General features: G+C 28.5%; 19 protein-coding genes. 16 read left to right on the top strand and 3 right to left on the bottom strand.

Annotated features, from left to right (window positions below; translation table 11 throughout):
• Window positions 1-42 precede the first annotated feature (42 nt).
• The gene (locus CSPA_RS22935; protein WP_015394783.1) at window positions 43-507 is read right to left on the bottom strand and encodes a GreA/GreB family elongation factor; all 465 of its coding nucleotides are present in this window, start codon (window positions 505-507) and stop codon (window positions 43-45) included.
• A 392-nt stretch (window positions 508-899) separates the two neighbouring features.
• On the opposite strand from CSPA_RS22935, the gene argS reads away from it, so the two are divergent.
• The 8 genes from argS (at window position 900) to CSPA_RS22890 (ending at window position 12618) form a co-directional block, all read left to right on the top strand.
• Window positions 900-2663 carry an arginine--tRNA ligase gene (gene argS, locus CSPA_RS22930; RefSeq protein WP_015394782.1) on the top strand — a complete coding sequence of 588 codons (1764 nt, stop codon included), beginning with the start codon at window positions 900-902 and terminating at the stop codon, window positions 2661-2663.
• 615 nt (window positions 2664-3278) lie between these two features.
• Entirely contained in the window at window positions 3279-4223 is a 945-nt protein-coding gene (locus tag CSPA_RS22920) for an ABC transporter ATP-binding protein (RefSeq protein WP_015394780.1), read from the top strand.
• A gap of 11 nt (window positions 4224-4234) precedes the next feature.
• A complete protein-coding gene (locus tag CSPA_RS22915; protein ID WP_015394779.1) occupies window positions 4235-4978 on the top strand; it encodes an ABC transporter permease in 744 nt (247 codons plus the stop codon).
• Window positions 4979-5060: 82 nt separating this feature from the next.
• Complete coding sequence (locus CSPA_RS22910; RefSeq protein WP_015394778.1) at window positions 5061-6017, top strand: ABC transporter permease; 957 nt, start codon at window positions 5061-5063, stop codon at window positions 6015-6017.
• 37 nt (window positions 6018-6054) lie between these two features.
• The gene (locus CSPA_RS30835; RefSeq protein WP_015394777.1) at window positions 6055-8613 is read left to right on the top strand and encodes a LuxR C-terminal-related transcriptional regulator; all 2559 of its coding nucleotides are present in this window, start codon (window positions 6055-6057) and stop codon (window positions 8611-8613) included.
• Window positions 8614-8822: 209 nt separating this feature from the next.
• Window positions 8823-9380: a rubredoxin-like domain-containing protein gene (locus tag CSPA_RS22900; protein ID WP_015394776.1), complete on the top strand. Its 558-nt coding sequence runs from the start codon at window positions 8823-8825 to the stop codon at window positions 9378-9380.
• A gap of 337 nt (window positions 9381-9717) precedes the next feature.
• Entirely contained in the window at window positions 9718-11223 is a 1506-nt protein-coding gene (gene yjeM / locus CSPA_RS22895; RefSeq protein ID WP_015394775.1) for a glutamate/gamma-aminobutyrate family transporter YjeM, read from the top strand.
• A gap of 168 nt (window positions 11224-11391) precedes the next feature.
• Window positions 11392-12618, top strand: a complete 1227-nt coding sequence (locus tag CSPA_RS22890) for an aminopeptidase (RefSeq protein WP_015394774.1) — start codon at window positions 11392-11394, stop codon at window positions 12616-12618.
• Window positions 12619-12692: 74 nt separating this feature from the next.
• On the opposite strand, the gene CSPA_RS22885 is transcribed toward CSPA_RS22890, so the two are convergent.
• The gene (locus CSPA_RS22885; protein WP_017810386.1) at window positions 12693-14408 is read right to left on the bottom strand and encodes a methyl-accepting chemotaxis protein; all 1716 of its coding nucleotides are present in this window, start codon (window positions 14406-14408) and stop codon (window positions 12693-12695) included.
• A 370-nt stretch (window positions 14409-14778) separates the two neighbouring features.
• Here CSPA_RS22885 and CSPA_RS22880 point away from each other — a divergent pair, with 370 nt between their 5' ends.
• The 8 genes from CSPA_RS22880 to CSPA_RS22845 all read left to right on the top strand — a co-directional run bounded on the left by CSPA_RS22880 (window position 14779) and on the right by CSPA_RS22845 (window position 24409).
• Window positions 14779-15474 (top strand): manganese catalase family protein, encoded by a 696-nt coding sequence (locus CSPA_RS22880; RefSeq protein ID WP_015394772.1) that lies wholly within the window; start codon window positions 14779-14781, stop codon window positions 15472-15474.
• Between the two features lie 258 nt (window positions 15475-15732).
• Window positions 15733-16944, top strand: a complete 1212-nt coding sequence (locus CSPA_RS22875; RefSeq protein ID WP_015394771.1) for a 5-bromo-4-chloroindolyl phosphate hydrolysis family protein — start codon at window positions 15733-15735, stop codon at window positions 16942-16944.
• A gap of 27 nt (window positions 16945-16971) precedes the next feature.
• Window positions 16972-18117, top strand: a complete 1146-nt coding sequence (locus CSPA_RS22870; protein WP_015394770.1) for a toxic anion resistance protein — start codon at window positions 16972-16974, stop codon at window positions 18115-18117.
• A gap of 169 nt (window positions 18118-18286) precedes the next feature.
• Window positions 18287-19189, top strand: a complete 903-nt coding sequence (locus CSPA_RS22865; protein ID WP_015394769.1) for a chemotaxis protein — start codon at window positions 18287-18289, stop codon at window positions 19187-19189.
• A gap of 365 nt (window positions 19190-19554) precedes the next feature.
• Entirely contained in the window at window positions 19555-20823 is a 1269-nt protein-coding gene (locus CSPA_RS22860; RefSeq protein WP_015394768.1) for a L,D-transpeptidase family protein, read from the top strand.
• A gap of 240 nt (window positions 20824-21063) precedes the next feature.
• Window positions 21064-21372: a PTS sugar transporter subunit IIB gene (locus CSPA_RS22855; RefSeq protein WP_015394767.1), complete on the top strand. Its 309-nt coding sequence runs from the start codon at window positions 21064-21066 to the stop codon at window positions 21370-21372.
• Window positions 21373-21602: 230 nt separating this feature from the next.
• Entirely contained in the window at window positions 21603-22919 is a 1317-nt protein-coding gene (locus CSPA_RS22850; RefSeq protein WP_015394766.1) for a PTS sugar transporter subunit IIC, read from the top strand.
• Between the two features lie 617 nt (window positions 22920-23536).
• Window positions 23537-24409 carry a Cof-type HAD-IIB family hydrolase gene (locus CSPA_RS22845; RefSeq protein WP_015394765.1) on the top strand — a complete coding sequence of 291 codons (873 nt, stop codon included), beginning with the start codon at window positions 23537-23539 and terminating at the stop codon, window positions 24407-24409.
• A 218-nt stretch (window positions 24410-24627) separates the two neighbouring features.
• On the opposite strand, the gene CSPA_RS22840 is transcribed toward CSPA_RS22845, so the two are convergent.
• Entirely contained in the window at window positions 24628-25683 is a 1056-nt protein-coding gene (locus tag CSPA_RS22840) for an aldose epimerase family protein (RefSeq protein WP_015394764.1), read from the bottom strand.
• Window positions 25684-25700 lie beyond the last annotated feature (17 nt).

The following is a 25700-nucleotide window of genomic DNA, read 5'->3' as shown; positions in this document are numbered from 1 at the left end:
AGATATTTTATTAGCATCAAAAAATAAAACTTAATTATAAAACTATAGTATTTCTAATATTTCAACTGTGTATTTTTCACCTGGAGCATTGACTTCGGCAATATCTCCAACTTTTTTCCCAGATAGAGCTTTTCCTAAATCAGATTCTATGCTTATTAGCATATTTTCAGGATCTAAATCCATAGTTGTTACTAGACTTATAATAGCTTCATCACCATCTTCTACAAATCTAATTTTAGCCTTGCTGTTAATGCCAAGGACTGATGTATCTAAATCTGTATCATCAATTACGGTTGCTGTTGAAATCATAGTTAATAAATATTGAATTCTATTATCATTTTCCCTGTAGTTTCTACAGGCCTCTTTATATTCAGCATTTTCAGATCTATCACCATGTGCTGCAGCTACCAATTTTTCTTTTGCAATTTCAGCTCTTTTTACAGTCATTCTATAATCTAACTCTTCTCTTAGCTTTTTAATATTTTCTTCAGTTAGAACATTATTCATAAAAAACTAAACCTCCCTAAAAATACATTATGTTAATATTATATAATATTAAAGAAAAAATGAAAGTGATTTTAATATTATATACAGTAAAACTAATTCTCTAAAGCTTAAAGATTTCAATAGGAAATCAATATTGATTATAAATTGACAATTGTAATATATATACAAAAAGTAAGAATAATATGTTCAATTCTTGACAGAAAAGCCTCTTAGCATTACAATTAATTTATTATTGCAGATTCATTTTTGTGAATCAAAGGGAGTTATTAACAGATTATTTGTCTCTTATATCCATAAGAGACTTTTTTGATTTTTAGTATCTTCAAAAACAAATAAAGATTGTAATGTATTTTTTGAGAATACTTAAATATTAGTAATTTTAGGAGGTTTCAATGAAAAATTTAGTTATCCAATTAACCGAATTAGTTCAAGCTAACTTTGAAAGCTTAGGTTATGATAAGGAATATGGTAAGGTAGAAATATCAAACAGACCTGACTTATGTCAATATCAATGTAACGGTGCATTAAAAGCAGCAAAGGTTTATAAGAAAGCACCAATAGCAATAGCGAATGAAGTTGCAGAAGTCTTAAAACAAGAAGAAGTTTTTGCAGATATTACTGCTGTTGCACCTGGTTTTATTAACATAAATATAAAAGATGGCTTCTTAACTAACTACATAAACGATATCTACAAAGATGAGAAGTTTGGATGTACAGTTGCTGAAAAACCTATGACTATAGTAGTGGATTACGGCGGAGCTAATATTGCTAAACCATTACACGTTGGACATTTACGTTCTGCTATTATTGGGGAATCAATAAAGAGAATTGGAAGATATTTAGGTCACTCAGTAGTAGGCGATGTTCATTTAGGAGACTGGGGTCTTCAAATAGGTATGGTTATTACAGAAGTTCAAAGAAGACATCCAGAGCTTCCATATTTTGATGAAAACTTTACTGGAGAATATCCAGAAGCAGCACCATTTACAATTGATGAACTTGAGGATATTTATCCAGCTGCAAGCAAGCTTGCTAAGAGTGATGAAGAAGCAATGGCTTTAGCTAAAAAGGCGACAGCAGAACTTCAAGAAGGAAAAAAAGGGTATATAGCTCTTTGGAAGCATATAATTAATGTTTCAGTTTCTGATTTAAAAAGGAATTATGCAGCTCTTAACGTTGAGTTTGATTTATGGAAGGGTGAAAGTGATGCAAACCCTTATATAGAAGATATGATCAAATATTTCAACGATAATAATTATACTCATGTAAGTGAAGGTGCTCTTGTAATAGAAGTAGAAGAGGAAACAGACAAGAAACCAATGCCTCCAATTATAATACAAAAGTCAGATGGGGCATCACTTTATGGAACAACTGATTTAGCAACTATAATTGAAAGAGTTAGGGATTATAATCCAAAGGAAATTATATATGTAGTTGATAAGCGTCAAGGCTTACACTTTGAGCAGGTTTTCAGATGTGCTAGAAAGACTAAAATTGTATGTGATGAATTAAACTTTGAATTTGTTGGATTTGGAACTATGAATGGGAAAGACGGAAAGCCTTTTAAAACAAGAGAAGGTGGAGTTATGAGACTTCAAGATCTTATTTCTATAATAAAAGGTAATGTTAAAGAAAGACTTAATGATAATGATAGAATATCAGCAGATGAAGTTGATGAAATAGCAAGAATAGTTGGTTTATCGGCTTTAAAATATGGAGATTTATCAAATATACCTACAAAGGATTATATTTTTGATATTGATAAATTCTCTTCTTTTGAAGGAAATACAGGACCATATATTTTATATACAGCAGTTAGAATAAAATCTATTCTTAATAAAGCTAAGGAAGAACTTGGAGATTTTGCAAGTGAAATTAAGGTTCCCGCTAGTGATGTAGAAAGAGATTTAATGCTTGCATTTGTAAGATTTAGTTCTGTTGTTGAAAGCACATTTAAGGATAAATCACCTAATAGATTATGTGAATTTATTTATGAAATATCAAATTTATTCAATAGATTCTATCATGAAAATAGAATATTAACAGAAGAAGATAAGGAAAAGAAGGTTTCTTGGCTTAACCTATTAGCCTTAACTGTAAATATTTTAGAAACTGCTTTAGATTTATTAGGCATGGAAGTGCCTGAAAAAATGTAATAATAAAAAAGATATTTTTATTAAATCGTCAACCCTAAATATTATTAAATATTAATAATATTTAGGTTTTTTTAATATATTTTAAGGAGAGTAAAGATAATAATGGTAATGTAATAAAAAAGTTGAATAATTGGTAAATAGGAGAATATAGGTATATAATTCTAGTAGAGACAAATAAATTTATATTATGACAAAGGAGTTTGATTCCATATGTTATTTCTATTTTCTGTATCAACATTGTTAAGTTACATATTTTTGTTATTGTTTCTAATTAGAGTATTAATAAATAGGAAAAATATAGACTTTAAACATAATAAATTTTGTTGGCAAGTAATTATGAGCCTGGTGATTTTAAGTATTGTACCGATGGCAAACTCATTTCTAGCAGTTTTCAGCATTTATTTTTCACTTTTAATGAGACATGATAATTTTATAGAACTTATGAACAGATAGTTTTAGAGAAATCTAAGGCTTTTTTTATTGCATGAAATTATAAAATGGAAGAATAAGTAAATAAACTTTGGCAGTCCTGGTTTTTAATATATTAAAATCAACCTTTCGGTTGAATACAACTACAAGGACTAGAGAGTAATATAGTTTTAAGAGGTGAGATTAATGGAAACAATATTAGAAGTAAAAAATTTAATAAAATATTATAAGGAGAATAAGGCTGTTAATGGATTAGAGTTCAATTTGTTTAAAGGGGAGATACTAGGATTTTTAGGACCTAATGGGGCAGGAAAAAGTACAACAATAAATATTCTTTCTACCATATTAAAGCATGATGATGGCGAAATAAAATTCTTTGGAAGCGACATAAAGGATAATAAAAGGTGGATAAAAGCTCAGCTAGGCATAGTGCCGCAGGAACTTGCCATATTTGAAGAGATATCTGCATATAAAAATATTGAATTTTTTACATCCTTGTATGGGTTGAGAGGAAAAGAACTTAAAGATGCTGTATTAGAAGCTTTAAGGATGGTTGGGCTAGAGGATAAAAAGAATAGCAAGCCAATAACCTTTTCAGGAGGGATGAAGAGGAGACTTAATATTGCTTGTGCAATAGCTCATAAGCCAAAGATATTAATATTAGATGAGCCTACTGTAGGAATTGATCCGCAATCAAGAAATCACATATTAGAATCAATTAAAAAACTAAGAGATACTGGTACTACAATAATTTATACAACTCATTATATGGAAGAGGTTGAGGAGATAGCCGATAGAGTAGTAATAATGGACAAAGGAAAAAAGATAGCAGAAGGTACAATACCAGAACTGATGGAAAGTTATAGAAACACAAGAGTTTATAAAATATCAATATCGTCTATGAAAAATGATAATATGAAGTTTGATTTTTTATATGAAATAGAAGGAATTCAAAAAGTTGAACTTACAGAGAATTGTTTTAGTATAACAACTATTAAGGAAATAGAAAATCTTGATAAGATTATTTTAGGCTTAATTGAAAGGAATATAAAAATAAGCCATATAACAAGCGAAGAAGGAAACTTAGAAATGGTATTTCTAAAGCTTACAGGAAGAAACTTAAGGGATTAGAGGTGAATAAAATGGTTTTTTGGAAGCTTATTAAGCAAGATTTTAAAAATTTAATTACAACGCCTGTTGTTGTAATGGCATGTGTTATTTATCCTTGGCTTTTATTGGGGTTATTTGGCTTCGTATTTTCAAGTCTTTATGGAGGAGAGGGAATTACCTCCTATGATTATTATGGCGTTACTATGATGATATATATAATAATTATGTCTATTACAATAACTCCAAACACTTTTTTGGAAAAGAAGTTAAGGCAGGGAAATATAAGGATAGCTTATGCACCAGTTTCAAAAATATCTATTTACATGTCTAAGATACTAAGTTCATATTTATTTATGATAATAACAGTTTCTATAAATATGTCATTGATGAATTATTTTGGACTAGTAAATTTTGGTGGAAGTAATTTTGTATATATACTAGGATTGTTTTGGGCATTTTTGCTGTTTACAGTTACAATTGGAGGCGCATTATGTGTGATTATAAAGGAAGAGGAGCTTACTAATATGATACTTTCAGATATAGGAGCTGTTTTAGCACTACTTTCTGGAATGTTTTTTCCTGTAGATAGTTTAGGAAAAGTTATTAGTAAAGTTTCAAACTTATCACCTATAAAGTGGATATTAGATTCGAGTTTTAATGTAATATATGATAATAATTTTGAAAACTATAATGCAATTATTTTAGGATTGATTTTTCTCTCTATAATATGTCTGATTGTTGTGCATATTAATTATAAACCAGAAGATTATATATAGGTTAGAGGATGAATGAATTTCAAGACCGTAAGCCATAAATTGAAGATAGAACTAATTATTCTGAAAGATAAGGAGAATTTATATGATAAATGTTATAAAAGGAATTTTATATAGAATGATAAATAGTAAAACCTATTTGATAATGCCTATTATTATAACACCAATAGTTATAGTAGCTGCTATATATTTTTCAAGTAGTTTTGTTGAAAGAGCAAATATTGGAGTGGTTAGAAATGATAATATTAATTTTAACAGTACTCAGGCTAATATCACACAACTTAAAAATAAAGTGCCTCTTTCGGATTTGGTAAAAAACAAGTATGATGCTGTAATATATTATGAAGATGGGAAAGTACAGGTAGATACTGTTAAAGGAAATGATTTTAAAAGCAAGTTATTGAAAATAGCTAATGGAGAAAATGTTGAAATTAAAGATGGTGAAAAGAGAGGTGTGGCTGCTAATATAGTTGGATATATAACTATGTTTATAATATTATTAGGAGTAATGCTTTATAGATTTTACTTTAATGAAAAAAAGGGGATATCAAAAAGAGTTATAAGTGCTGATATATCTTATGAACAGTATATATTAAGCCATTTTGTTTCAGTCTTTATTATGATTTTTGTCCCAACTGTAATAGTAGTAACAATAGCAAAAGAAGTGCTGAAATTAGATACAAATGTTACTGTATTTGAATTGGATTTTATAGTGTTGGTATTAGCTTTATTAGCTTCGGCTTTTGGATTATTAATTTCTTCAATTGTAAAAGAAGAAGAAAGTGCAAGTATGTTAGGAGTTATGATTAATATAATAACTACTTTGCTTGCAGGAAGCTTCTTTACTATTTCTAATAATACTTTAATAAATATAATTAGTGATATAATGCCACAAAAGCATATTTTGAATTTTACAATTGCACTAGAAAACGGAAAGACAAATTATATTGATATAATTAATGTTATTTTTCTTTGTATAATAATGATAATTCTTTCATATTTAATAAATAAAATTAAGCTCAGAAAAGCCAATATATGCTAAAATATATACAACAAAATAAGTTATTAGGGTGATTTAAATGAAAAATATTCTTCATACAAGACTAATAAGACCAAAAAGTAAAAATATGATTCATAGAAATAAAAATATACAAGACAAGCTTCTTAACATTAAAGAAAATAAGCTGGCAGTTGTAAAAGGTGGAGCTGCTGTTGGCAAAAGTACACTTATTTCTAATTACATTGAAGATAAAGCTAATTATATGTGGCTTTCATTAGATGAAAACAGTGATGATTTAACTTACTTTTGGACTTATGTTTTACATGGATTAAAAGATAATATTGAAGATTTGAATTTTTACATTGATATGATAAATCCATTAGTAAAAAGAGAGGATATTTTTGAATTGATATCATCCTTAATTAACGAACTTATAAATAAAGACACGCTATTTATAGTATTAGATGATTTTCACTATATAGAAGATCAATTTCTACTTGAAACTATTGAATATTTTGTAGCAAATTCTTCAGAAAATGTACATTTTATCTTGATTTCAAGATATGATGTTAAACTTTATCTAGGAAATATTCTTATGAAAGGTGGAATAGTTACAGTAGGTTCAGCAGATTTTAATTTGTCTTTAATAGAAACAGAGGAATTTATAAAAAATAATACTTATAAAATCATTGATGAGGCTATAATTAAAGAAATCTATTCAATTACGGAGGGCTGGGTAGGAGCAATTAAGCTTTTGTTAACTGTATTAGGAAATAATAAAACTATAAAAAATATACCGCGTGGAAATAAATTATTTATTGATTATATGAATAATGAAATTATAGGGAGTTTGTCACAAGATGAAATTGATTTTTTGGTTAAAACTTCGCCCTTAAACTATGTGAATCCTGATATTTATAAAGATATTGATAATAAGGATGGCTTTAAAATAATAAAGAATTTAATAGAAAAAAATATGTTGATAATTACAATCGATGAAGAAAAAAAGATATATAGATATCATAATATCTTAAGGCAGCATCTTGTAGAACTTTTTGATAAATATGAAGAAAGCGTCAAAAATGATATTATAGATAGGCTTACAGCTTCATTAATTAAAGAGAATAATTATGATGAAGTTATAAGGATTTATATAAATTATAATAGATATAATAGTGCATTAAAAATACTAGAAGAAAATGCACATAACATTGTATCAACAAAAGTATTAAATGAATTTCCATTAGAATATTATAATGGAAGCGCAGATTTAACGCTTATCTCATTATTTTTCAATTATTTAAATTTAGATTATGAGAGATGCAACACAATAATTAAATCACTTAATTATAGCAAGGAGAATAACCTTGGGAATGCGATTAAATTATTTGGTATTATATTAAATAATACTTATGTAGAAGAGAGTTGCTTTAATTTTCCTAAAGAAATTGATAAGGATTTAAATGTGCTTACTAAGACAGTTTACTATATTTTAGCGTCATGGGCATTAGGATTTGCTAATGAATACACAAAATCTTTTGAAATGATGGAACTAATTAAAGAATCAAATAAAGAATTAAATAACCGCTATGTGGATTTAATATATAAATATAATAAAGTTTCTGTGTTGGAAAGTATAGGAAAGCTAAATGAGTGTTTAAAGTACTATGAAGAATTAAATGAACAAATTAATAATAAAAATTATAGGTTTTGTTTTGATATAATGAGAACAGTTGGACTTCCAGGAATTTATATTAAAAAACTTATGGATAAAGAGGCAGAACAACTTTTAACGGAAGCCCAAAAAACACTTGAAGAGTTTAAAGAAAGAGCTGCTTTTAAACCTTTAGAGGTTAACATTAATTATAATCTTGCAGAAGTAAAATATATACAAGGTAATATTGATGAGTGCGAAAAATTATTAAATAACATAGATAAAGAAAATAAAGATAACTATTCTTATATTCAAATGCTGGCACTTAAAATTAGATTGTTGTTTTTTGAAAATAGGATAAAAGTAGAGGAATATGATGAATTTATAAAGATGTTTAAGGAAAAGTATAAAAAATCAGTTTATCCCGATATTTTAAGGTTAACTTATGGGATGGTTCTGTATAAAAAAGAGAAATATAAAGAGAGTTTTGATGAGTTTAGCAATATTGTATTTGCTTGTAGAAAAAGTGGAATTGGATATTTACTTGTATATTCATTAATTTGGAAAGTAATAGTATTGGATAAAATTAAATTAGAAAATTCAAGAGAATGTATAAACAGTCTTAAAGAAGCAATATATTATTCTAGGGATGAAGATATATTATTTCCTTATTATAAAACAAGAGTTTATTTAAAAGAAATAATACAAAAATTTAAAACTCAATTATTAGAAGATGCAGATAATAAAGTATTTGTAAAGAAGCTTTGTGATTTAATGGGGATAAGGGATAAAAATGAAGTTTTAAGTCCTAGAGAAATAGAAGTTCTTCAGGCTTTAATAGATGGGCTGAGTAATAAAGAAATTGGAGAAAAGCTATTTATATCCATATCAACTGTAAAAACTCATATAATAAACATATACTCCAAACTTGGAGTTAAAAATAGGGTTGAAGCAGTAAATGAAGGTAGGAAAATAATTATATAAGAAAAAGTATAGAATTTTTTGGTGAATAAGAATAATAGAAGATGTTAAGCAATTCTATTATTCTTATATTTTTGAATAGAAACTGTAGGATAAAGTATTTTTGTGAAAAATATATGAAAAACTTGCGAAAATAGGTAGTATTGAGAGATAATATATATATAGGTAATATAGTTAAAATAAATTAGCTATAATTTTGAGGAGGTTAGAATATGAAGAAGTACGTACGTTGTAAAGTTTGTGGATTTATAATGGAAGAGGCAGAATTAAAAGATGTTTGTCCAGCTTGTGGAGTTCCGAAGACAGCCTTTGTTGAACATAAGTTTAATATTAATGAAAAAAGACAAAAGATTTTAGATTTACATTTGCATCCAATATCTGTACATTTCCCAGAAGCTATAGCTGTATTTATATTAGGATTTTTCATATTATCGTTTATATTACCAGAAGATATGAGTAATAATTTACTTACAGTAAATAAAACATTGTCTATATTTTTCCCAATAACTGTTATAATGGCATTTGTAGCTGGAATTTATGATGCAAAAGTTCGATTTAAAAAACTATCTCCACCATATTTAAAAATAAAAATATATCTAGGAATAGCATTGTTTATAGGATCATTATTAATGCCTGGTCTTTTCATAATTGTATCTTATACAGCCGTTTCAAAGATTTTTATTTTCATTGTAGCTTTAATAAATTTAGGATTATGCGTGGTATTAGGAAAGATGGGAAGTAAACTTTTTGAGTGTGTAATGCCAGGTTAAAATAAATTTGAATCAATATCTAAGGGAAGCTAACTCTAGTTATATGAGAAGCTTCTCTTTTGCGTAATAAAGTAAACATTGCATTATAGGCATGGATAAAATATAATATAATTTGTGATTAGCTTAGTGTTACTACATTAAGCTTTTAAAATTCTGTAAAATTTAAAAAGAAGAAATTTATTATATTAAAATGAGTTGTCAGAATGGATACATAAAATAGAATGGTGTGGAAAAAATAAAATTATAATTAAAATATTACATTGAGTGAAATTGTAAAAACATACGAAAAATTTTTTGTTCTAATGATAATGATTACAATATAAATTAAGGAGGAAAAATGAAAGCGAAAGAAAAATCATCAAAAAAATTAACGTTGATACCTTTAGCATTAATGATTTTTACATCTGTATATGGATTTAACAATATTCCAAGATCATTTTATAAGATGGGGTATGCTGCGATTCCTTGGTATATATTATCAGGGATAACATTCTTTGTTCCATTTGCATTAATGGTAGCTGAAATGGGAGCCGCTTTTAAAGAAGAAAAAGGTGGAATCTATTCATGGATGGAGAAATCTATTGGACCAAGATTTGCATTTATAGGAACCTTTATGTGGTACTTCTCTTATATAACATGGATGGTTAATGTGTCATCTGGTATGTGGGTTCCAGTATCAAATGCTATATTTGGAGAAGATACAACACAAAACTGGAGTATATTAGGACTTCAAGGACCACAGGTATTAGGAGTTTTGGGAATTATATGGATAATAACAGTGACATATACATCTACTAAAGGCCTTGAAAAAATAAAGAAGGTAACTTCATTAGGTGGAACAGCGGTTTTGTTATTGAACGTATTTTTATGGATTGGTGCAATATGCGTATTTTTAGGAAATGGTGGACAATTGGCTGAACCGATTATAGGTATTAGTTCATTTACACAAACACCAAATCCTAAATATTCAGGAGATATAATTGCTTCTTTAGCATTTGTGGTTTATGCTTTGTTTGCATATGGAGGAATAGAAGCAGTTGGAGGATTAGTTGATGAAACTGAGAATGCAGAAAGAACTTTTCCAAAGGGAATATTAATATCATCAGCTATAATTTCAGTAGGATATTCATTAGGAATATTATTAGTTGGGGTATTTACAAACTGGTCAACAGTAATGGGAATCAAAAATGTTAATTTAGGAAATGCAAGTTATATAGTTATGTCTAATTTAGGATATTCACTTGGTTCTGCTTTTGGAGCAAGTGAGGCTGTGGCTGTAGCTTTAGGCCATGGTGTTGCAAGATTTGTTGGACTTTCAATGTTCTTGGCACTGTCTGGAGCATTTTTTACGCTAATGTATTCACCATTGAAGCAGATAATAGAAGGTACGCCAGCTAAACTCTGGCCTGGTAAAATTGGAGAAACTAAAAATGGATTGCCTATTAATGCAATGTGGATTCAAGCAACAATAGTTTGTATAGTAATAGCATTAGTAGCATTTGGAGGAAATTCAATGGCTGCATTCTTTAATATACTTGTATCTATGACCAATGTTGCAATGACACTTCCATATATGTTTATAGCAGCTGCATTTCCTTACTTTAAGAAGAAAAGCGAAATAAATAAACCTTTTGTAGTATTTAAATCTCAAGGAAGTGCTAACTTTTGGACTTGTATAGTTGTTTTAACAGTAGGGCTTGCGAATTTGTTTTCAATTATACAGCCTGCATTAGAAGGTGATATGCAAACTACAATTTGGAGTGTTGTTGGCCCTGCAATTTTTTCAATTATTGCATTGATAATGTATTGGAATTATGAAAATAAAACTAAAAAAGATATCTAGATTAGATTTGTGAACTATGAAAAAGGATACTTTTTGTGTATAAAGCTTAAGTATCCTTTTTCTATTTTAATCTGTTAATTAAAATTAATATTTTAACCGAATAATGATTATTGTAAAGTGTGATATAATTATGGTAAAAATATCACAAAATTATAGGAGATAGTAAAAATGAATACAGAAATTTTAAAAAAATATGCAGAACTTGTAGTTAAAACAGGTATTAATTTACAACAAAATCAACAGTTACTTATAAATTCACCAATAGAATGTGCAGAGTTTGCTAGAATGATAGCGGAAAAAGCTTATGAAGCTGGAGCTATAAATGTAATAGTAGAATATAATGATGAGCAGCTTTCATTAATAAGATATAATAAAGCTCCGATGGAGAGTTTTGAAATGGAGCCAATATATCGTGCACTAGCAAGAGAACAACTTATAAAAGAAAAAACTGGATTAATTAGTATAGCGGCACAAGATCCAGAGCTTTTAGGAGGAGTGGATCCAAATAAAATAGCGGCTCAACTTAAAACAGCAAGTAAAACTTTGAAAAAGGTTAATGATGCTTATATGAGTAATGAAGTGCCATGGTGTGTTGTATCAATACCTACAAAAGGATGGGCTAAAAAGGTATTTCCAAATGTGTCAGAGACAGAAGCTGTTGAGAAGCTTTGGAAATCAATATTTAAAATAGTAAGAGTAGATAAAGAGTCACCGATTTTGGCGTGGGAAGAACATTTATCAAAATTAGAAACTAGAAAAAATTATTTGAATGAAAAAAGTTTTAAATTTCTTTATTACAAATCTGAAGGTACAGATTTAGCTGTGGAGCTTCCAAAAGGACATGAATGGTTAGCAGGAGCAGAATATACTAAAGATGGTGCTAAATTTGTAGCTAATATGCCAACTGAGGAAGTATTTACACTTCCAAAGAGAGATGGTGTAAATGGTTATGTTACTAGTAAAAAGCCATTAAATTATGGTGGTAATTTAATAGATAATTTTAAATTGACTTTTAAAGATGGAAAGATAATTGATTTTTCAGCAGAAAAGGGAGAAGAAATATTAAAGGGAATTTTGGATACTGATGAAGGCGCAAGATATCTTGGAGAAGTTGCTTTGGTTGGATATAATTCGCCGATATCAAATTCAGGATTGATATTTTATAATACATTATTTGATGAAAATGCATCTTGTCATTTTGCATTTGGTAAAGCATATCCAAGTTGCTTGAAAGATAGTGACAATATGTCGGAAGAGGAACTTTTAGAAAATGGTGTTAATGATTCATTAACACATGTTGATTTTATGGTAGGTTCAGCAGACCTTGAAATTATTGGTGAAACAGCTGATGGTGAAAAAATTCAAGTGTTTAAGAATGGTGATTGGTTAATATAGGTAGTTAAAATAAGCACAATCTAATGATTAATATATAAATCATTAGATTGTGCTTAAACTTATTATAAATAGAATTAAATCTTGAATTTTTGAACTAGTTCGTGTAATTCTAATGCTAGTTCAGCTTGACTTTGAGCTGAATCTGCAACTTGAGCTACTACTTTAGTAATTTCACTGATGCTGGCTAATACTTCTTCAGAGCTTGCAGCTGATTCTTCAGCTGTGAGAGAAACACTTTCAAAGGCTTTATTGACTTGAGTTACCGTGTCATTCATATGTTTAGTGGCATTAAATATACCTATAGCCATGTGACTAACAAATTCAGCATCTTTTTCATATTGTACACCTGTATCTAGCAACAAGTTATAACTTGGTTGTACATTATTGGCAATATAATCTAATATATCTTGGCCACTTGAAGATATGGCATCAAAAGCATTTCTAACTTGAGTAACCATATTTTGAATTTGAATTACAGCTTCAGAAGATTGTTCGGCTAGCTGTCTTACTTCATCAGCTACTACTGCAAAGCCTTTTCCTTGTTCTCCTGCCCGAGCTGCTTCTATAGCTGCATTTAGTGCAAGTAAATTAGTTTGTTCAGATATACTTCCAATTGAATCAGCCATTATCTTGACTTCTTCAACAACTTTACCTTCTTCAATAGCTTTTATTATATTAAGTTTCTTTTCTTCATATATTATATTACCTTGTTTAATATTTTCAGCAGCTTTTTGTTTGATTTCAATAGCTCTTTTGTTTATTTCATCTCCAGAAGTTTTTGATTCTTCGGATTTATCTGCTAAGTCATGCGTATCTCGTGCTATTTCATCCATGGAAGCATGGACTTCTTCTGTTGTAGCACTTAAATCTTGCGCACCCTTAGCAATAGATTCAGTGGCTTCTCCAGAAGTATTCATCATTGATGATATTTCTTCGGTAGTAGCAGATAAATCTCCACTAGAAGAATTTATTTTTTCGGCGCTAATTACTATTTTAGTTATAAGTTCCTTTATGTGTTCACCAGCTTTATTTAAAGCTTTTGAAAGTCGTCCTATTTCATCTCTACTATCTATAGCTATTTTATTGGTTAAATCACCTTCACCAATTGCTTCTGCAAAATTTAAGACTTGTTTCAATTGTTTTGAAATGATGACTGATATAGATGTACCAATTATTATAGAAAGCGCTAATCCAATGATAACCACAGTCAGTATGAAATATAATGAAGAATTGTATGCATTTGAATTTTGGCTATGTGAATTGGCAGCAAGTTCTTCATTAATTTGAATTAGATCATCTAACCCTTTAAATACATTAGCTCTTGCAGTAGCTATTTCAGTAAATCTAACTTTAGATTTTTCAAAATCTTGTTGATCTGATAATTTTATAACATCATTATAGATTGATCTGAATTCTTGCAAATCCTTTTTTAACTTTTCTAAGATTGGTTTTTGTTCTTCAGTTAAAAAATTCTTTTCATAAGTATTCAAAAGTTCATCTGTTTCAGCTGAGTAATTTGAAATTTCTTTTTCCAAACCAGGATTTTGATTTTCTTTATTGGCTTGATTTGAAATTTTTAATAGATTATATCTTATCTCTAAAATATTTTGCTTAATTTTATTCATTTGTTCAATAGATAAAAGATTTTGTTGATAAACAGTATTTGAATTTTTATTCATAATTTGCATGTTTCGTATTCCGACAGAACCAACTAATGCTATTAGTAATGCAATACCTATAAAAGCAGGTATTAGTTTTTTTGACATGTTTAAGTTATTAAACCATTTCATCATAAATTCCCCCTAAAAACATTGTATTATTATTGAAAATACTGAATAAATAATAACACAAAATGATAATTACTTACTTATAATATACGCTATTAGTTAATAAATACGCAAGGTAAATAGCAATATATACCCAAAAAATCTAAAATTTCTACAAAAAACGTTACCACTTTGAGAGTTTATTATTATATTTATAAGTTTTTAACTGGATTGTTATGGGAAAAGCTTAATGAAATCTAGCAAATATAAATTATGAATGTATATATGAATTAGAATTATACATATTTCTACAAAATAAATTTGAAATGAATATTTAAAAATGAAAGTAGAAATACTAAAAGTGTAATATTTATATTATTAGGAGGTGTTATTTGTGTTTGAACATAAAAAGGAGTTATTAAAGGATGTAAAGGTAGAGAGAATAAACCCTCAGTATGCAGTATTAATGCAGGAACAGTTAGGTGGAGGTAATGGAGAACTTAAAGCTGCAATGCAGTATATTTCACAAAGTTTTAGAATAAAAGATACTGAAATAAAAGATTTATTTATGGATATTGGAGCAGAAGAACTTAGTCATATGGAAATGGTAGCGCAAACAATAAATTTACTTAATGGTCATGAAGTTGATAATCAAAAAGTTACTAGTGGAGAAATTCAAACTCATGTTCAGTGTGGATTGTCACCTGTATTAATTAATTCTTCTGGAGAGCCATGGACAGCCAATTATGTAACAGTTACTGGAGATTTAGTTGCAGATTTATTATCTAATATAGCATCTGAACAAAGAGCGAAAGTAGTATATGAATATTTGTATCGTCAAATTCAAGATAAAGAAGTTAGAGCAACAATTGATTTCTTGTTAAATAGAGAAGAAGCACATAATGCATTGTTTAGAGAGGCATTGAATAAAGTTCAAAATACAGGATCAAATAAAGATTTTGGGGTTACAAAAGATTCTAAACTTTATTTTGATTTATCAACACCTGGACCTTCACATAAGACACCAGATCCAACATCAGTGAGATTTGAAAGTCCAAATAAAGAAGATAGGGTTTTGGTCCATAAATAGATGATTTAGAAAAAGGTAATCTTAACATATATACTAACTAAGTAAATCATTTATAATAGTGAAAGCATCTGTACTGCAGATGCTTTTTGTTTTATAGGCAAGTAACCTAGAAATATATTAAGTTAAATAATAAATATAAATGATAAAGTTGTTACAAATTGTAATTATCTAAAGAATGAGATATAATTAAACAAAATATTATTACAATATACATAGTATTGTAAGAGTATCCTAAGAAAATAATTTGGAGGCATGAGTATGGGAAAAAAGGATTTTTCTGATCTGGAAGATCAAATTATGGATACAGTAAAAAGTGCATTTGATGCTATAGATTTTGCTAAAATTAAAAAAGAAATTGATGATAAAACTGAAGGAACAATAAACGAAATAAAAGTAAAGTTTAAAGATAAATCAGATCATATAAATGATAAAATTAAAGTTAAAATGAAAGACAAATATAGGAATATTAACACAATGAATAATTATAACGTAGTCAAAAATCAAAATGAATTACAACGATATATTGCTAGAAAACCTGTTGGACGAATATCAGGTATGCTTTACACTATATTTGGTTCAATTGGAAGTGGATTATTTGGGACGTTATCAATAATTGGATTAATATATATATTAATTATGGAAAATTATTCAACTACTTATAATGTATTTTTAACAGTTTTTATTTGTTTTTTTCTTGTGAGTTTATTTTTTTATTTAAAAGGGAGAACATTAAGAAATAGAGTGAAAAGATTCAAAAAATATGTAACTTGTCTTGAAGAAAAAAAATATTGTAGCACAGAGGAATTAGCTGTATCAATTGAAAGGAAAAATAAATTTGTTATAAAAGACTTAAAGAAAATGGTTGAATTAAATATGTTTCCAGAAGGTAGGTTTGATGAGAAACAAACTTATTTTATGTTAAATTATGAGGTTTATGAAAATTATTTGAATGCAGAAAAGGCTTTTAAAAAGCGACAAGAAGATGAATTGAAAAAACAAGAGCAAATGGAAAGAGAAAAAAGTGACCCTGAAAAAAAAGAATTACTGCAAGTGATTGAAATTGGGCAGAATTATATTGAACAAATAAATAATGTAAATAATGCAATACAGGAAGAAGAGATATCTGGAAAATTAGATAAACTTCAAAATATAGTGACACAAATACTTAAGTATATAGAAAAGAATCCTAACAAATTATCAGAGGTTAATAAATTTATTAATCATTATCTTCCTATGACTTTAAAATTGGTCAATTCATATAAAGAATTAAATGAGCAGCCAGTTCAAGGAATGAATATAAAAAATGCAAAAAGTGAAATTGAAAAAGCAATAGATAGCATAAATATGGCTTTTGAGAAGTTACTTGATGATTTATTTGAAGAGTTAGCTTTAGATATTTCAACTGATATATCTGTTCTTGAAACATTATTTACACAAGAAGGTTTAACTAAAAAAGATTTTGAAAAATAATTTAGCTTGCATAAGGAGGAATTAAAAGTGAATGATCCATTTAAAGAAGATATTAATGTTACACCAAACTTAACATTTGAACCTTTTAAAGATGAGGTGCCTATTGTTAAGGTAGAGGAGGAAGCAAAGCAAGTTGAAGCCCTTGATGATAGTTTTTTAACAGAAGAAGAGAAGAAGATGGTAGATGAATTTGTTGAGAAAATAGATGTGACAAATTCAAATTCAATTTTACAATATGGTGTAGGATCTCAAAAGAAAATAGCGGATTTTTCTGAAACAGCTTTAAATAATGTAAAGACTAAGGATCTTGGTGAAGTTGGAGATATGCTTACTAATGTAGTATGTGAGTTGAAGAGCTTTGAATCTATAGAAGAAAAGAAAGGCTTTTTAGGTTTATTTAAGAAAACTTCAGAAAAGCTTACTCAAATGAAAGCAAAATATGATAAAGTTGAAGGAAATATAAATAAAATTTGTGGAATGCTTGAAACACATCAAATTCAACTTTTAAAAGATATTGCTATGCTTGATAAAATGTATGAAATAAATAAGACTTATTTTAAAGAATTGTCTATGTATATATTAGCAGGCAAAAAGAAGCTTCAAAAGTTGGAAAATGAAGAGCTTCCAATTTTAGTTGAAAGGGCTAAGTTGAGTGGTCTTCCTGAAGATGCACAATCAACAAATGATTTTGTGGCTCTTTGCAACCGCTTTGAGAAAAAAATTCATGATTTAGAATTAACAAGAATGATTTCATTACAAATGGCACCACAAATTCGGTTGGTTCAAAATAATGACTCTTTAATGTCAGAAAAAATTCAATCTACTATTGTAAATACTATTCCTCTTTGGAAGAGTCAAATTGTACTAGCATTAGGGGTAGCACATTCTAATAATGCTGCAAAAGTTCAAAATGAAGTTACTAATATGACAAATGAACTTTTACGTAAGAACGCCGAAACACTGAAAATGTCAACTATTCAAACAGCGAAAGAATCTGAAAGAGGAATTGTTGATATTGAAACCCTTAGAAATACAAATGAATCATTAATTACAACTTTAGACGAAGTACTTCGTATACAAACAGAAGGACAAGAAAAGCGTAAAGCTGCAGAAGTTGAATTGCAAAATATAGAAGAACAATTAAAAAACAAACTTTTAAGTCTTAGACAATAGATACAAGAATATTATGACTAATATTGTATTAAAATGTTACCATTTAGTATAGATAAATGGTATAATAAGTTTATAAAGAATTTGTTAATAATAGCGATAATATGAATAAAGATTTTAATGAATTTATAAAAAGTAATATTATAAATTTTAGATAAGGGGTAGAGAGATTATGAATAATAATATATTATTAGAATCAGGTACTGGGGAATTAGAGATAATTGAATTCATTGCCAACGGGAATCACTATGCTATTAATGTTGTAAAAGTTAAAGAGGTAATAGAAATGCCAACTAGTGGATTAACTAGATTACCAGATCCTAAACCAGAAATAGCAGGACTTATTTTATGTAGAAATGAAATCATTACTTTAATTGACCTAAAGTATATTTTGTCTAAAAAATTACCGTCTGATCTTGGAAAGAAAGTTATAATATGTCAATTTAATAAAATTAAAGTTTCCTTTAATATTGATGACATAGTTGGAGTTCATCGTATAAAATGGAGTGAAATAAGGAAGCCGGATGATTTATCAGAAAATTCTCTATCTGTTGGTAATATACTTTTAAATGGTAAAGTATTAATCATGCTTGATTTTGAAAAAATAGTTACAGATATAGCGCCAAGTGTTGGAATAAGTGAAGATAGACTTGTTAAAGTTAATTATAAGGATAGATCGGATATAAAATTAGTTTTAGCGGATGATTCAGCTTTAATTAGAAGACTTTTAAAGGATACCTTGACAAAAGCAGGATTTAGGAACATGAAAGTTTTTGATGATGGACAACAAGCATTAGATTATTTGACTAAATTAGCAGAAGATAAAGGTGAAGACTTCACACAAGAGGCACAATTACTTATTACAGATATAGAAATGCCACAATTAGATGGACTTACTCTTACACGAAGAATTAAGGAAGATTTAACTCTTGGCAAACTTCCTGTTGTAATATTCTCATCATTGATTACAGAAGAATTGAGACATAAAGGAGAATCGGTAAAGGCTGATGCACAATTAAGTAAACCTGAAGTTAGTGACTTAGTTGATACTATAGATAGGTTATTAGAAAAATAGGAACCATTAACACTTTTAATTTATTTGTTTGCAAAAAATATATAAAGGTAAGTATGGTATAAAGTGTGGTATAGAAATTGAGACTACTGAAAAACCAGGTTACAAAAAAAGTATGACTTTTCAGTGTCTCTATGGAAATACTATGCTTTTTTGCTATAGAAAATGCATAATAAAATAAAGATATAATAGATTGGATTTTTAGTGGAAAATATTGTATAATATCAGAGGGTTGATAAATTTACAATCTATCTTTAGAAAATTTTATGTTATATATAACGTTAAAAAGGAGTGATTTATATAAGGTAATAAGATTAACCAAATTTCAAATTGTCAACTTAATTTAGATAAACTACGGGGGATACTTTATGGAGAGAAAAGAATATATAGAAAATAAAAATATAAAAAGTTTTATTAATTTTTTCGGTATATTAGCAATTATAGTTTGTATGTTTTTGGTTAGTTCAGTAGGTGTTTCAGCTAAAACAAAAAAAGAAACTTCTTCTATGACTACAAAAAGTGAGATAACATCTTTAGATTCATATGCGTTAACATTAGAAGAAAAAGGAGGGAGCAAAGAAGTAATTAAGGGAACTGATATTCAGTTGAAAACTGATTCCAATAATAATAATGCTGTTTCTTTTGATGACAAGCTATTACAAGAAATTATAAACAAGTTGGTATGTCTTGATCCAAATAGAACAATTCAACCTAGAAATGCTTATATTGTGTATCAAAATAATAACTACGTTATTATAAAAGAAATGGAAGGAAATAAAGTAAATAGGGATGCACTATATCAAAATATAGTAAAAGCTATTAAACATAGTGATGCTGTAATAAATTTAGAATCAGCTAATTGTTATGAAAATCCTAAAATTACTGAGACCACTCCTCAAATTGTTAATGCAAAGAATGCAGCGAATAGATATATATCTTCTAAGATAATATATGATATAGGAGGTATGACTCAAGTTTTAGATGGATCTACAATAAAGGATTGGATAAGCTTTGATGCAAATTTGCAGATAGTTCTTTATGAAAGTCTGGTAAGAAGTTATGTAGATAACTTGGCATATCTTTATACTTCTTCACTAGGTTCAGGGATAAAAGTTTCTGGTGGATATTATGGTAATAATCATAGTTGGATGATCGATAGTTCGCAGGAAACACAAGCTTTAATAACTAATATTAGAAATGGACAAGCTATATCGAAGAGTCCAATATATACGCAAACAGCTGCGGCTGGATATTTTAGTAATGTTGGAGATACTTTTGTGGAAGTTGATTTATCAAAGCAACACGTATGGTTTTATAAAAATGGTAATTTAGTCACAGAGGGAGATACTGTTACTGGAAATGAAAGCAATGGAAATTCAACACCTGATGGGGTTTATCGTTTATATGCTAAACAAAGAGACACAGAATTAGTTGGAGAAGATTATCGATCTCCTGTTAGTTTTTGGATGCCGTTCAATAAAAATATAGGTTTACATGATGCAAGCTGGAGATCAGTATTTGGAGGACAAATTTACAAAACAGATGGATCTCATGGATGCGTTAATCTACCATATTATTTAGCACAATCAATATATAACTATATAAATGTAGGGGATACAGTTATTTGTCACTACTAAATATTATAGAAAGTTTCAATAAAATTTATTGAAACTTTCTTTTTTAAATAGAAAATATTTTAAACTATTAAGTAAAATTCATTAATAATATAAAAATTGATTTAAATCTGATTTTTTATAAGAAGTATTTGTGTCGAAATATAAAAAATAAGTTTTGTTAAAACCTTTACATAGAAAAAATTATCATTTATAATAAGTTTATACCAATTAATTTATTTTAAATTTAAGGAGAGGATGTTTATGATAAAAATCAGATTATTTTGTGCAGCTGGAATGTCGACAAGCCTTTTAGTTAATAAAATGAAGGATGCAGCTAAGGCTAAAGGTGTAGATGTTGATATTGAAGCCTTTCCAGAAGGGCAGATGGATAAAAATTTAGATGGAGTAGATGTAGCGTTATTAGGACCTCAAGTTGGCTATACATTGCCAAAGGCCAAAAAAGTATGTGAACCAAAGGGCATTCCGGTAGATGTAATTCCAATGGTTGATTATGGAATGATGAATGGTCAAAAAGTATTAGATTTTGCTTTAAAATTAGCAAATAAATAGAAGTTAAATAAGTATGACAGGGAAATAAATAATAAAAAAGCTAAATAATAATTTATATTAAAGTGATAGTTATAATAAAAAGTGCCATGTGGCATAAATTAGTAAGTAAACCACATGGACAATCATAATTAAAAAGTAAAAATAATAATAAATCTGACTCATTTATTATTATTCATATATTTTATCATTTTTTGAACTTATAGTAAATTATTTTTAAGGAGGAATTATTTATGTCATCATTTGCAACTACATTTAATGAAAAAATACTGCCAGTAATTATGAAATTTGTTAGTATGAAAGGTGTTGTAGCATTAAAGGACGGTATTTTGTACACATTGCCGTTAACACTTGTTGGTTCAGTTTTTTTATTACTTGCACAACTTCCTTATCAACCTTTAAACGATTGGTTAGCTGCAACTTTAGGTGCAGGATGGACAGACCCTTTATGGAAAGCATTCGGAGCAACTTTTAACGTAATAGCTCTTATAGCAACAATTGGAATAGGTTATACTTATGCAAAAAATGAAGGACATGAGCCTTTATCAGCTGGAGTAATCTCATTTGTTGTATTTTTATTAACAACAAGTTCAACAGTTATTGCTCCAAAAAGTGGTGAAGTAGTTGGAGATGTTATTCCAATAGCATGGGCTGGCGGAAAAGGAATGGTTACAGCTATTATTATTGGTTTAGTAGTAGGTGCAGTTTATTCATTGTTTATGAGTAGAAATATTACAATTAAAATGCCAGCTGGTGTACCACAAGGAGTTGCTAATTCATTTGCAGCATTAATACCAGCAGCAGTTATAATATTAGGCGCTACAATTGTTTACTCAGGTTTTAAATGGGGACTACAAACAACATTAATTGAATGGATATATAAAGTATTACAAACACCACTTCAAGGTATGACTGATTCTTTAGGTGGAGTTATTGTAATCGGATTCCTAATTCCTTTCTTATGGTGGTTTGGAGTTCATGGTGCATCAATTGTCGGTGGTGTAATGTCAGGAATACTAGCATCTAATACATTAGATAATCAAGCAATAATTAATAGTGGTAAGGAATTAACAATTGCAAATGGAGCTCATATAGTAACACAACAATTTGTTGATCAATTCATGACAGTAACAGGCTCTGGTATGACAATTGGTCTTGTAATATGTATGTTGTTCTTTTCAAAATCAGCTCAATCTAAACAATTAGGTAGATTATCAATATTACCTGGTATATTTAATATAAATGAACCAGTTACTTTTGGAACACCAATAGTAATGAATCCATTTATGGCAGTTCCGTTTATACTTACACCAGTAGTATCTGGATTAATAACTTATTTTGCAATAGGTACAGGATTAGTGCCTCCATTTAGTGCAGTATCAGTTCCATGGACAACTCCAGCTCCAATTTCAGGTCTTTTAGTTGGAGGAGTTAGAACCGCATTATTGCAAATTGTAGTATTAGTAATTTCTTTCTTTATTTATCTACCATTCTTTAAGAAACAAGATAATATTAATTATAAGAATGAACAAGAAGCTCAAAATTCTTGAAAATAAATTTTAAATATAAATAACTAAAATTAAGCCCAGTATCTTCTATGCAAATGAGATACTGGGTTTTTTATGTGGTGAATTTGTTAATAGATATAGATATCCAAAGCAAGAATTAGACATATGCTGAACTTACCGAAATTAAACACATATTTATTCCAGCGGACTAATGAAATTTTCGCTGGATGGGTTCTAAGTGGAAGGTTGCGCCCATTTCTGCATGTTCCTAAAGTAAATTTATGACAAGCGGAAAGTGGAACAACCCATAGAGGAAACTCGACTCGCGTTCGTTCGCTGAGTAAGCGATTCACACCAAATCAGTTTTTTAAAGGAGGTTAACTCATGAATGAGTTAACTAAGTTCAAGAAACCAAATCATAGATTTGGACTTTCACTTATCTGCTTAATAATCATCACAGCTTAAATTCATATGCCGCTTGCACAAATATGTATGTAATTTCTAGTGCAGTGTTACGATTATAATTTCTCAATGATGCATGTATATATCATTTATAAGTTTGATTATTAATTTGGATATCTATAGGTTTATCAAGTAGAATATTATTGTTATAATATACTAGGATAAAAATATAATAGAAACAAGGAGCTGATTCCAGAATGATAAAATTAATTGCATCTGACATGGATGGAACATTGCTAAACAAAATGCATAAAATAGATGAGGAAACTGTAACAGCTATTAAGAAAGCTGAAGAAGCTGGAATAGCATTTGCTATATCAACAGGGAGAGAATATTTTACTGTCCAATCTCTCTTAAAAGAAAACAACATAAGATGTCAATGTGTTTTAATGAATGGTGCAGAATATAGAGATGAAGATGGGAATATATTAGAAGAAATTAATATAGAATTGAAAACTGCATTGAAAATAACTGAATTATTACATAAAGAAAAAGTATCTGCAAGGATATTTACCAATAAAGGAATATTTACTACAGATACAAAAGAAGAAGCATTAAAGGAAATGGTGTATAGGACATTATCATTTCATCCAGAGTTGAGTCAAGATGAAGCTATTGAATGGGCAAAAAAAGAAGCATATTTTATACAACTAAATTATATAGAAAATTTACAGGAATTTTTTAATTCTGATATAGAAGTTAGAAAATTTGTAGCATTTCATAAGGATGTAGAAATTATCAATAAAATGAAGAAAATAACAAGTGAAATAGAAGGAATTGCGGTTTCATCTTCTTTTAAAGATAATATAGAAATTACTCATGTAACGGCCCAAAAAGGTATTATTCTTGCTAAAGTAGCGAAAAAAATGGGATTTGATAAAGATGAGGTTATGGTTATCGGGGATAGTTTTAATGATTATTCAATGTTTACAGAATTTACTGAATCAGTTGCTATGGGAAATGCAATTCAAGAAATAAAAGAAATTGCAAAATACATAACAGATACTAATGATAATCTGGGGGTTGCTAAGGCAATTTATAGAGTTTTGGATGAGCAAAAACATATGTAAAATATAGAGAGGCAATTTCAACAATAGTTCATTTGTGTAAGAAGTAAAAGATAGTAATTATAGGTGATGATGAATAATGAATGGATAAGGTTGAGATTAACTGGGGATTTCTTAAATGAGTTTAATGCCAAAAGCCTCTCAGGCTTTTGGCATTAAACTCCTATTTACTCATCATTATTTAGTCATAAAGTTTTATGGGCAATATTTATGAGGTTTATTTATAGTATGGAAAATTTATATATTGTTTTATGCTTGTATATTTCCCCAGCTTTCAATATTGGTGATTTGAAATTGCTGCAATTAATAGAATTAGGGAAAAATTGAGTTTCAAGGCAGAAACCATTTCTAATATTGTAGGCAGTATTGTTTTTACCTATATCAGATCCATCAAGGAAATTTCCACTGTAGAATTGAACTCCTGGAGTTGTTGTATATACATCCATTACTATGCCAGTGTTTTCATCAACAGCTTGAGCTGACTTCACATCAAGTGAACCATTAGAATTTAGTACCCAATTATGGTCAAATCCATTTCCAAAAACAATTTGTTCATGATCAGAATTTATATTTGTACCAATAGGAGTCAAAGTCCTAAAATCCATAGGTGTATTTTCAACACTTGTTATTTCCCCAGTAGGAATTGAATATTTGTCGTTTGGAGTGAATTTATCTGCATTAATCATTAACTTTTGCTTAAGCACATCTCCAGAAGAATGTCCAGATAAATTAAAATAAGCATGGTTAGTAAGATTTACAACAGTATCTTCATCAGTAGTTGCTAAATAATTAATTTCTAAAGCATTATCTTCAGTGAGTACATATTTAACTTTTATATCAAGATTTCCAGGGTATCCTTCTTCACCATCAGGACTTAAATAAGAAAGCTCTAATGTATTTGGTTCAGTTTCAATTACTTTAGCATTCCAGATTACTTTATCAAAGCCTTTAGTGCCACCATGAAGATGATTTTCTCCATTATTTTGTACTAAAGTATATTCCTTATTATTAAGAGTAAACTTACCATATTGTATTCGATTTCCGAAACGTCCTATTAATGCACCGAAATACTTATCTCCACTTAAATAACTATTTAGATTATCATAACCTAATACTATATCATGAAAATCTCCGCTTTTATCTGAAACTATTCCGGATACAATTGTACCACCATAAGTACTTATTTCTATTTTCATTCCATTATCATTTTTTAATGTATAGATATCAACTTCTTCTCCATTAGGCATTTTTCCAAAAGATCTTTTTCCTATTGCCACTATGAACACCTCCGATT

Origin of the sequence: Clostridium saccharoperbutylacetonicum N1-4(HMT) (genome assembly GCF_000340885.1) — a bacterium.
In the GTDB taxonomy this organism is placed as follows: Bacteria; Bacillota; Clostridia; order Clostridiales; family Clostridiaceae; genus Clostridium; species Clostridium saccharoperbutylacetonicum.
Note: the sequence above shows the minus strand (reverse complement) of the source record. Positions and strands in the feature narration are given on the sequence as shown.

Bases quoted from the DNA above. Each gene is read 5' to 3' on its own strand.
- CSPA_RS22900 (WP_015394776.1), top strand. From the start codon at position 8,823: ATGAAGAAGTACGTACGTTGTAAAGTTTGTGGATTTATAATGGAAGAG.
- CSPA_RS22865 (WP_015394769.1), top strand. From the start codon at position 18,287: ATGAATAATAATATATTATTAGAATCAGGTACTGGGGAATTAGAGATA.
- CSPA_RS22890 (WP_015394774.1), top strand. From the start codon at position 11,392: ATGAATACAGAAATTTTAAAAAAATATGCAGAACTTGTAGTTAAAACA.
- argS (WP_015394782.1), top strand. From the start codon at position 900: ATGAAAAATTTAGTTATCCAATTAACCGAATTAGTTCAAGCTAACTTT.
- CSPA_RS22855 (WP_015394767.1), top strand. From the start codon at position 21,064: ATGATAAAAATCAGATTATTTTGTGCAGCTGGAATGTCGACAAGCCTT.
- CSPA_RS22920 (WP_015394780.1), top strand. From the start codon at position 3,279: ATGGAAACAATATTAGAAGTAAAAAATTTAATAAAATATTATAAGGAG.
- yjeM (WP_015394775.1), top strand. From the start codon at position 9,718: ATGAAAGCGAAAGAAAAATCATCAAAAAAATTAACGTTGATACCTTTA.
- CSPA_RS22935 (WP_015394783.1), bottom strand. From the start codon at position 507: ATGAATAATGTTCTAACTGAAGAAAATATTAAAAAGCTAAGAGAAGAG.
- CSPA_RS22915 (WP_015394779.1), top strand. From the start codon at position 4,235: ATGGTTTTTTGGAAGCTTATTAAGCAAGATTTTAAAAATTTAATTACA.
- CSPA_RS22850 (WP_015394766.1), top strand. From the start codon at position 21,603: ATGTCATCATTTGCAACTACATTTAATGAAAAAATACTGCCAGTAATT.
- CSPA_RS22910 (WP_015394778.1), top strand. From the start codon at position 5,061: ATGATAAATGTTATAAAAGGAATTTTATATAGAATGATAAATAGTAAA.
- CSPA_RS22875 (WP_015394771.1), top strand. From the start codon at position 15,733: ATGGGAAAAAAGGATTTTTCTGATCTGGAAGATCAAATTATGGATACA.
- CSPA_RS22860 (WP_015394768.1), top strand. From the start codon at position 19,555: ATGGAGAGAAAAGAATATATAGAAAATAAAAATATAAAAAGTTTTATT.
- CSPA_RS22845 (WP_015394765.1), top strand. From the start codon at position 23,537: ATGATAAAATTAATTGCATCTGACATGGATGGAACATTGCTAAACAAA.
- CSPA_RS30835 (WP_015394777.1), top strand. From the start codon at position 6,055: ATGAAAAATATTCTTCATACAAGACTAATAAGACCAAAAAGTAAAAAT.
- CSPA_RS22885 (WP_017810386.1), bottom strand. From the start codon at position 14,408: ATGAAATGGTTTAATAACTTAAACATGTCAAAAAAACTAATACCTGCT.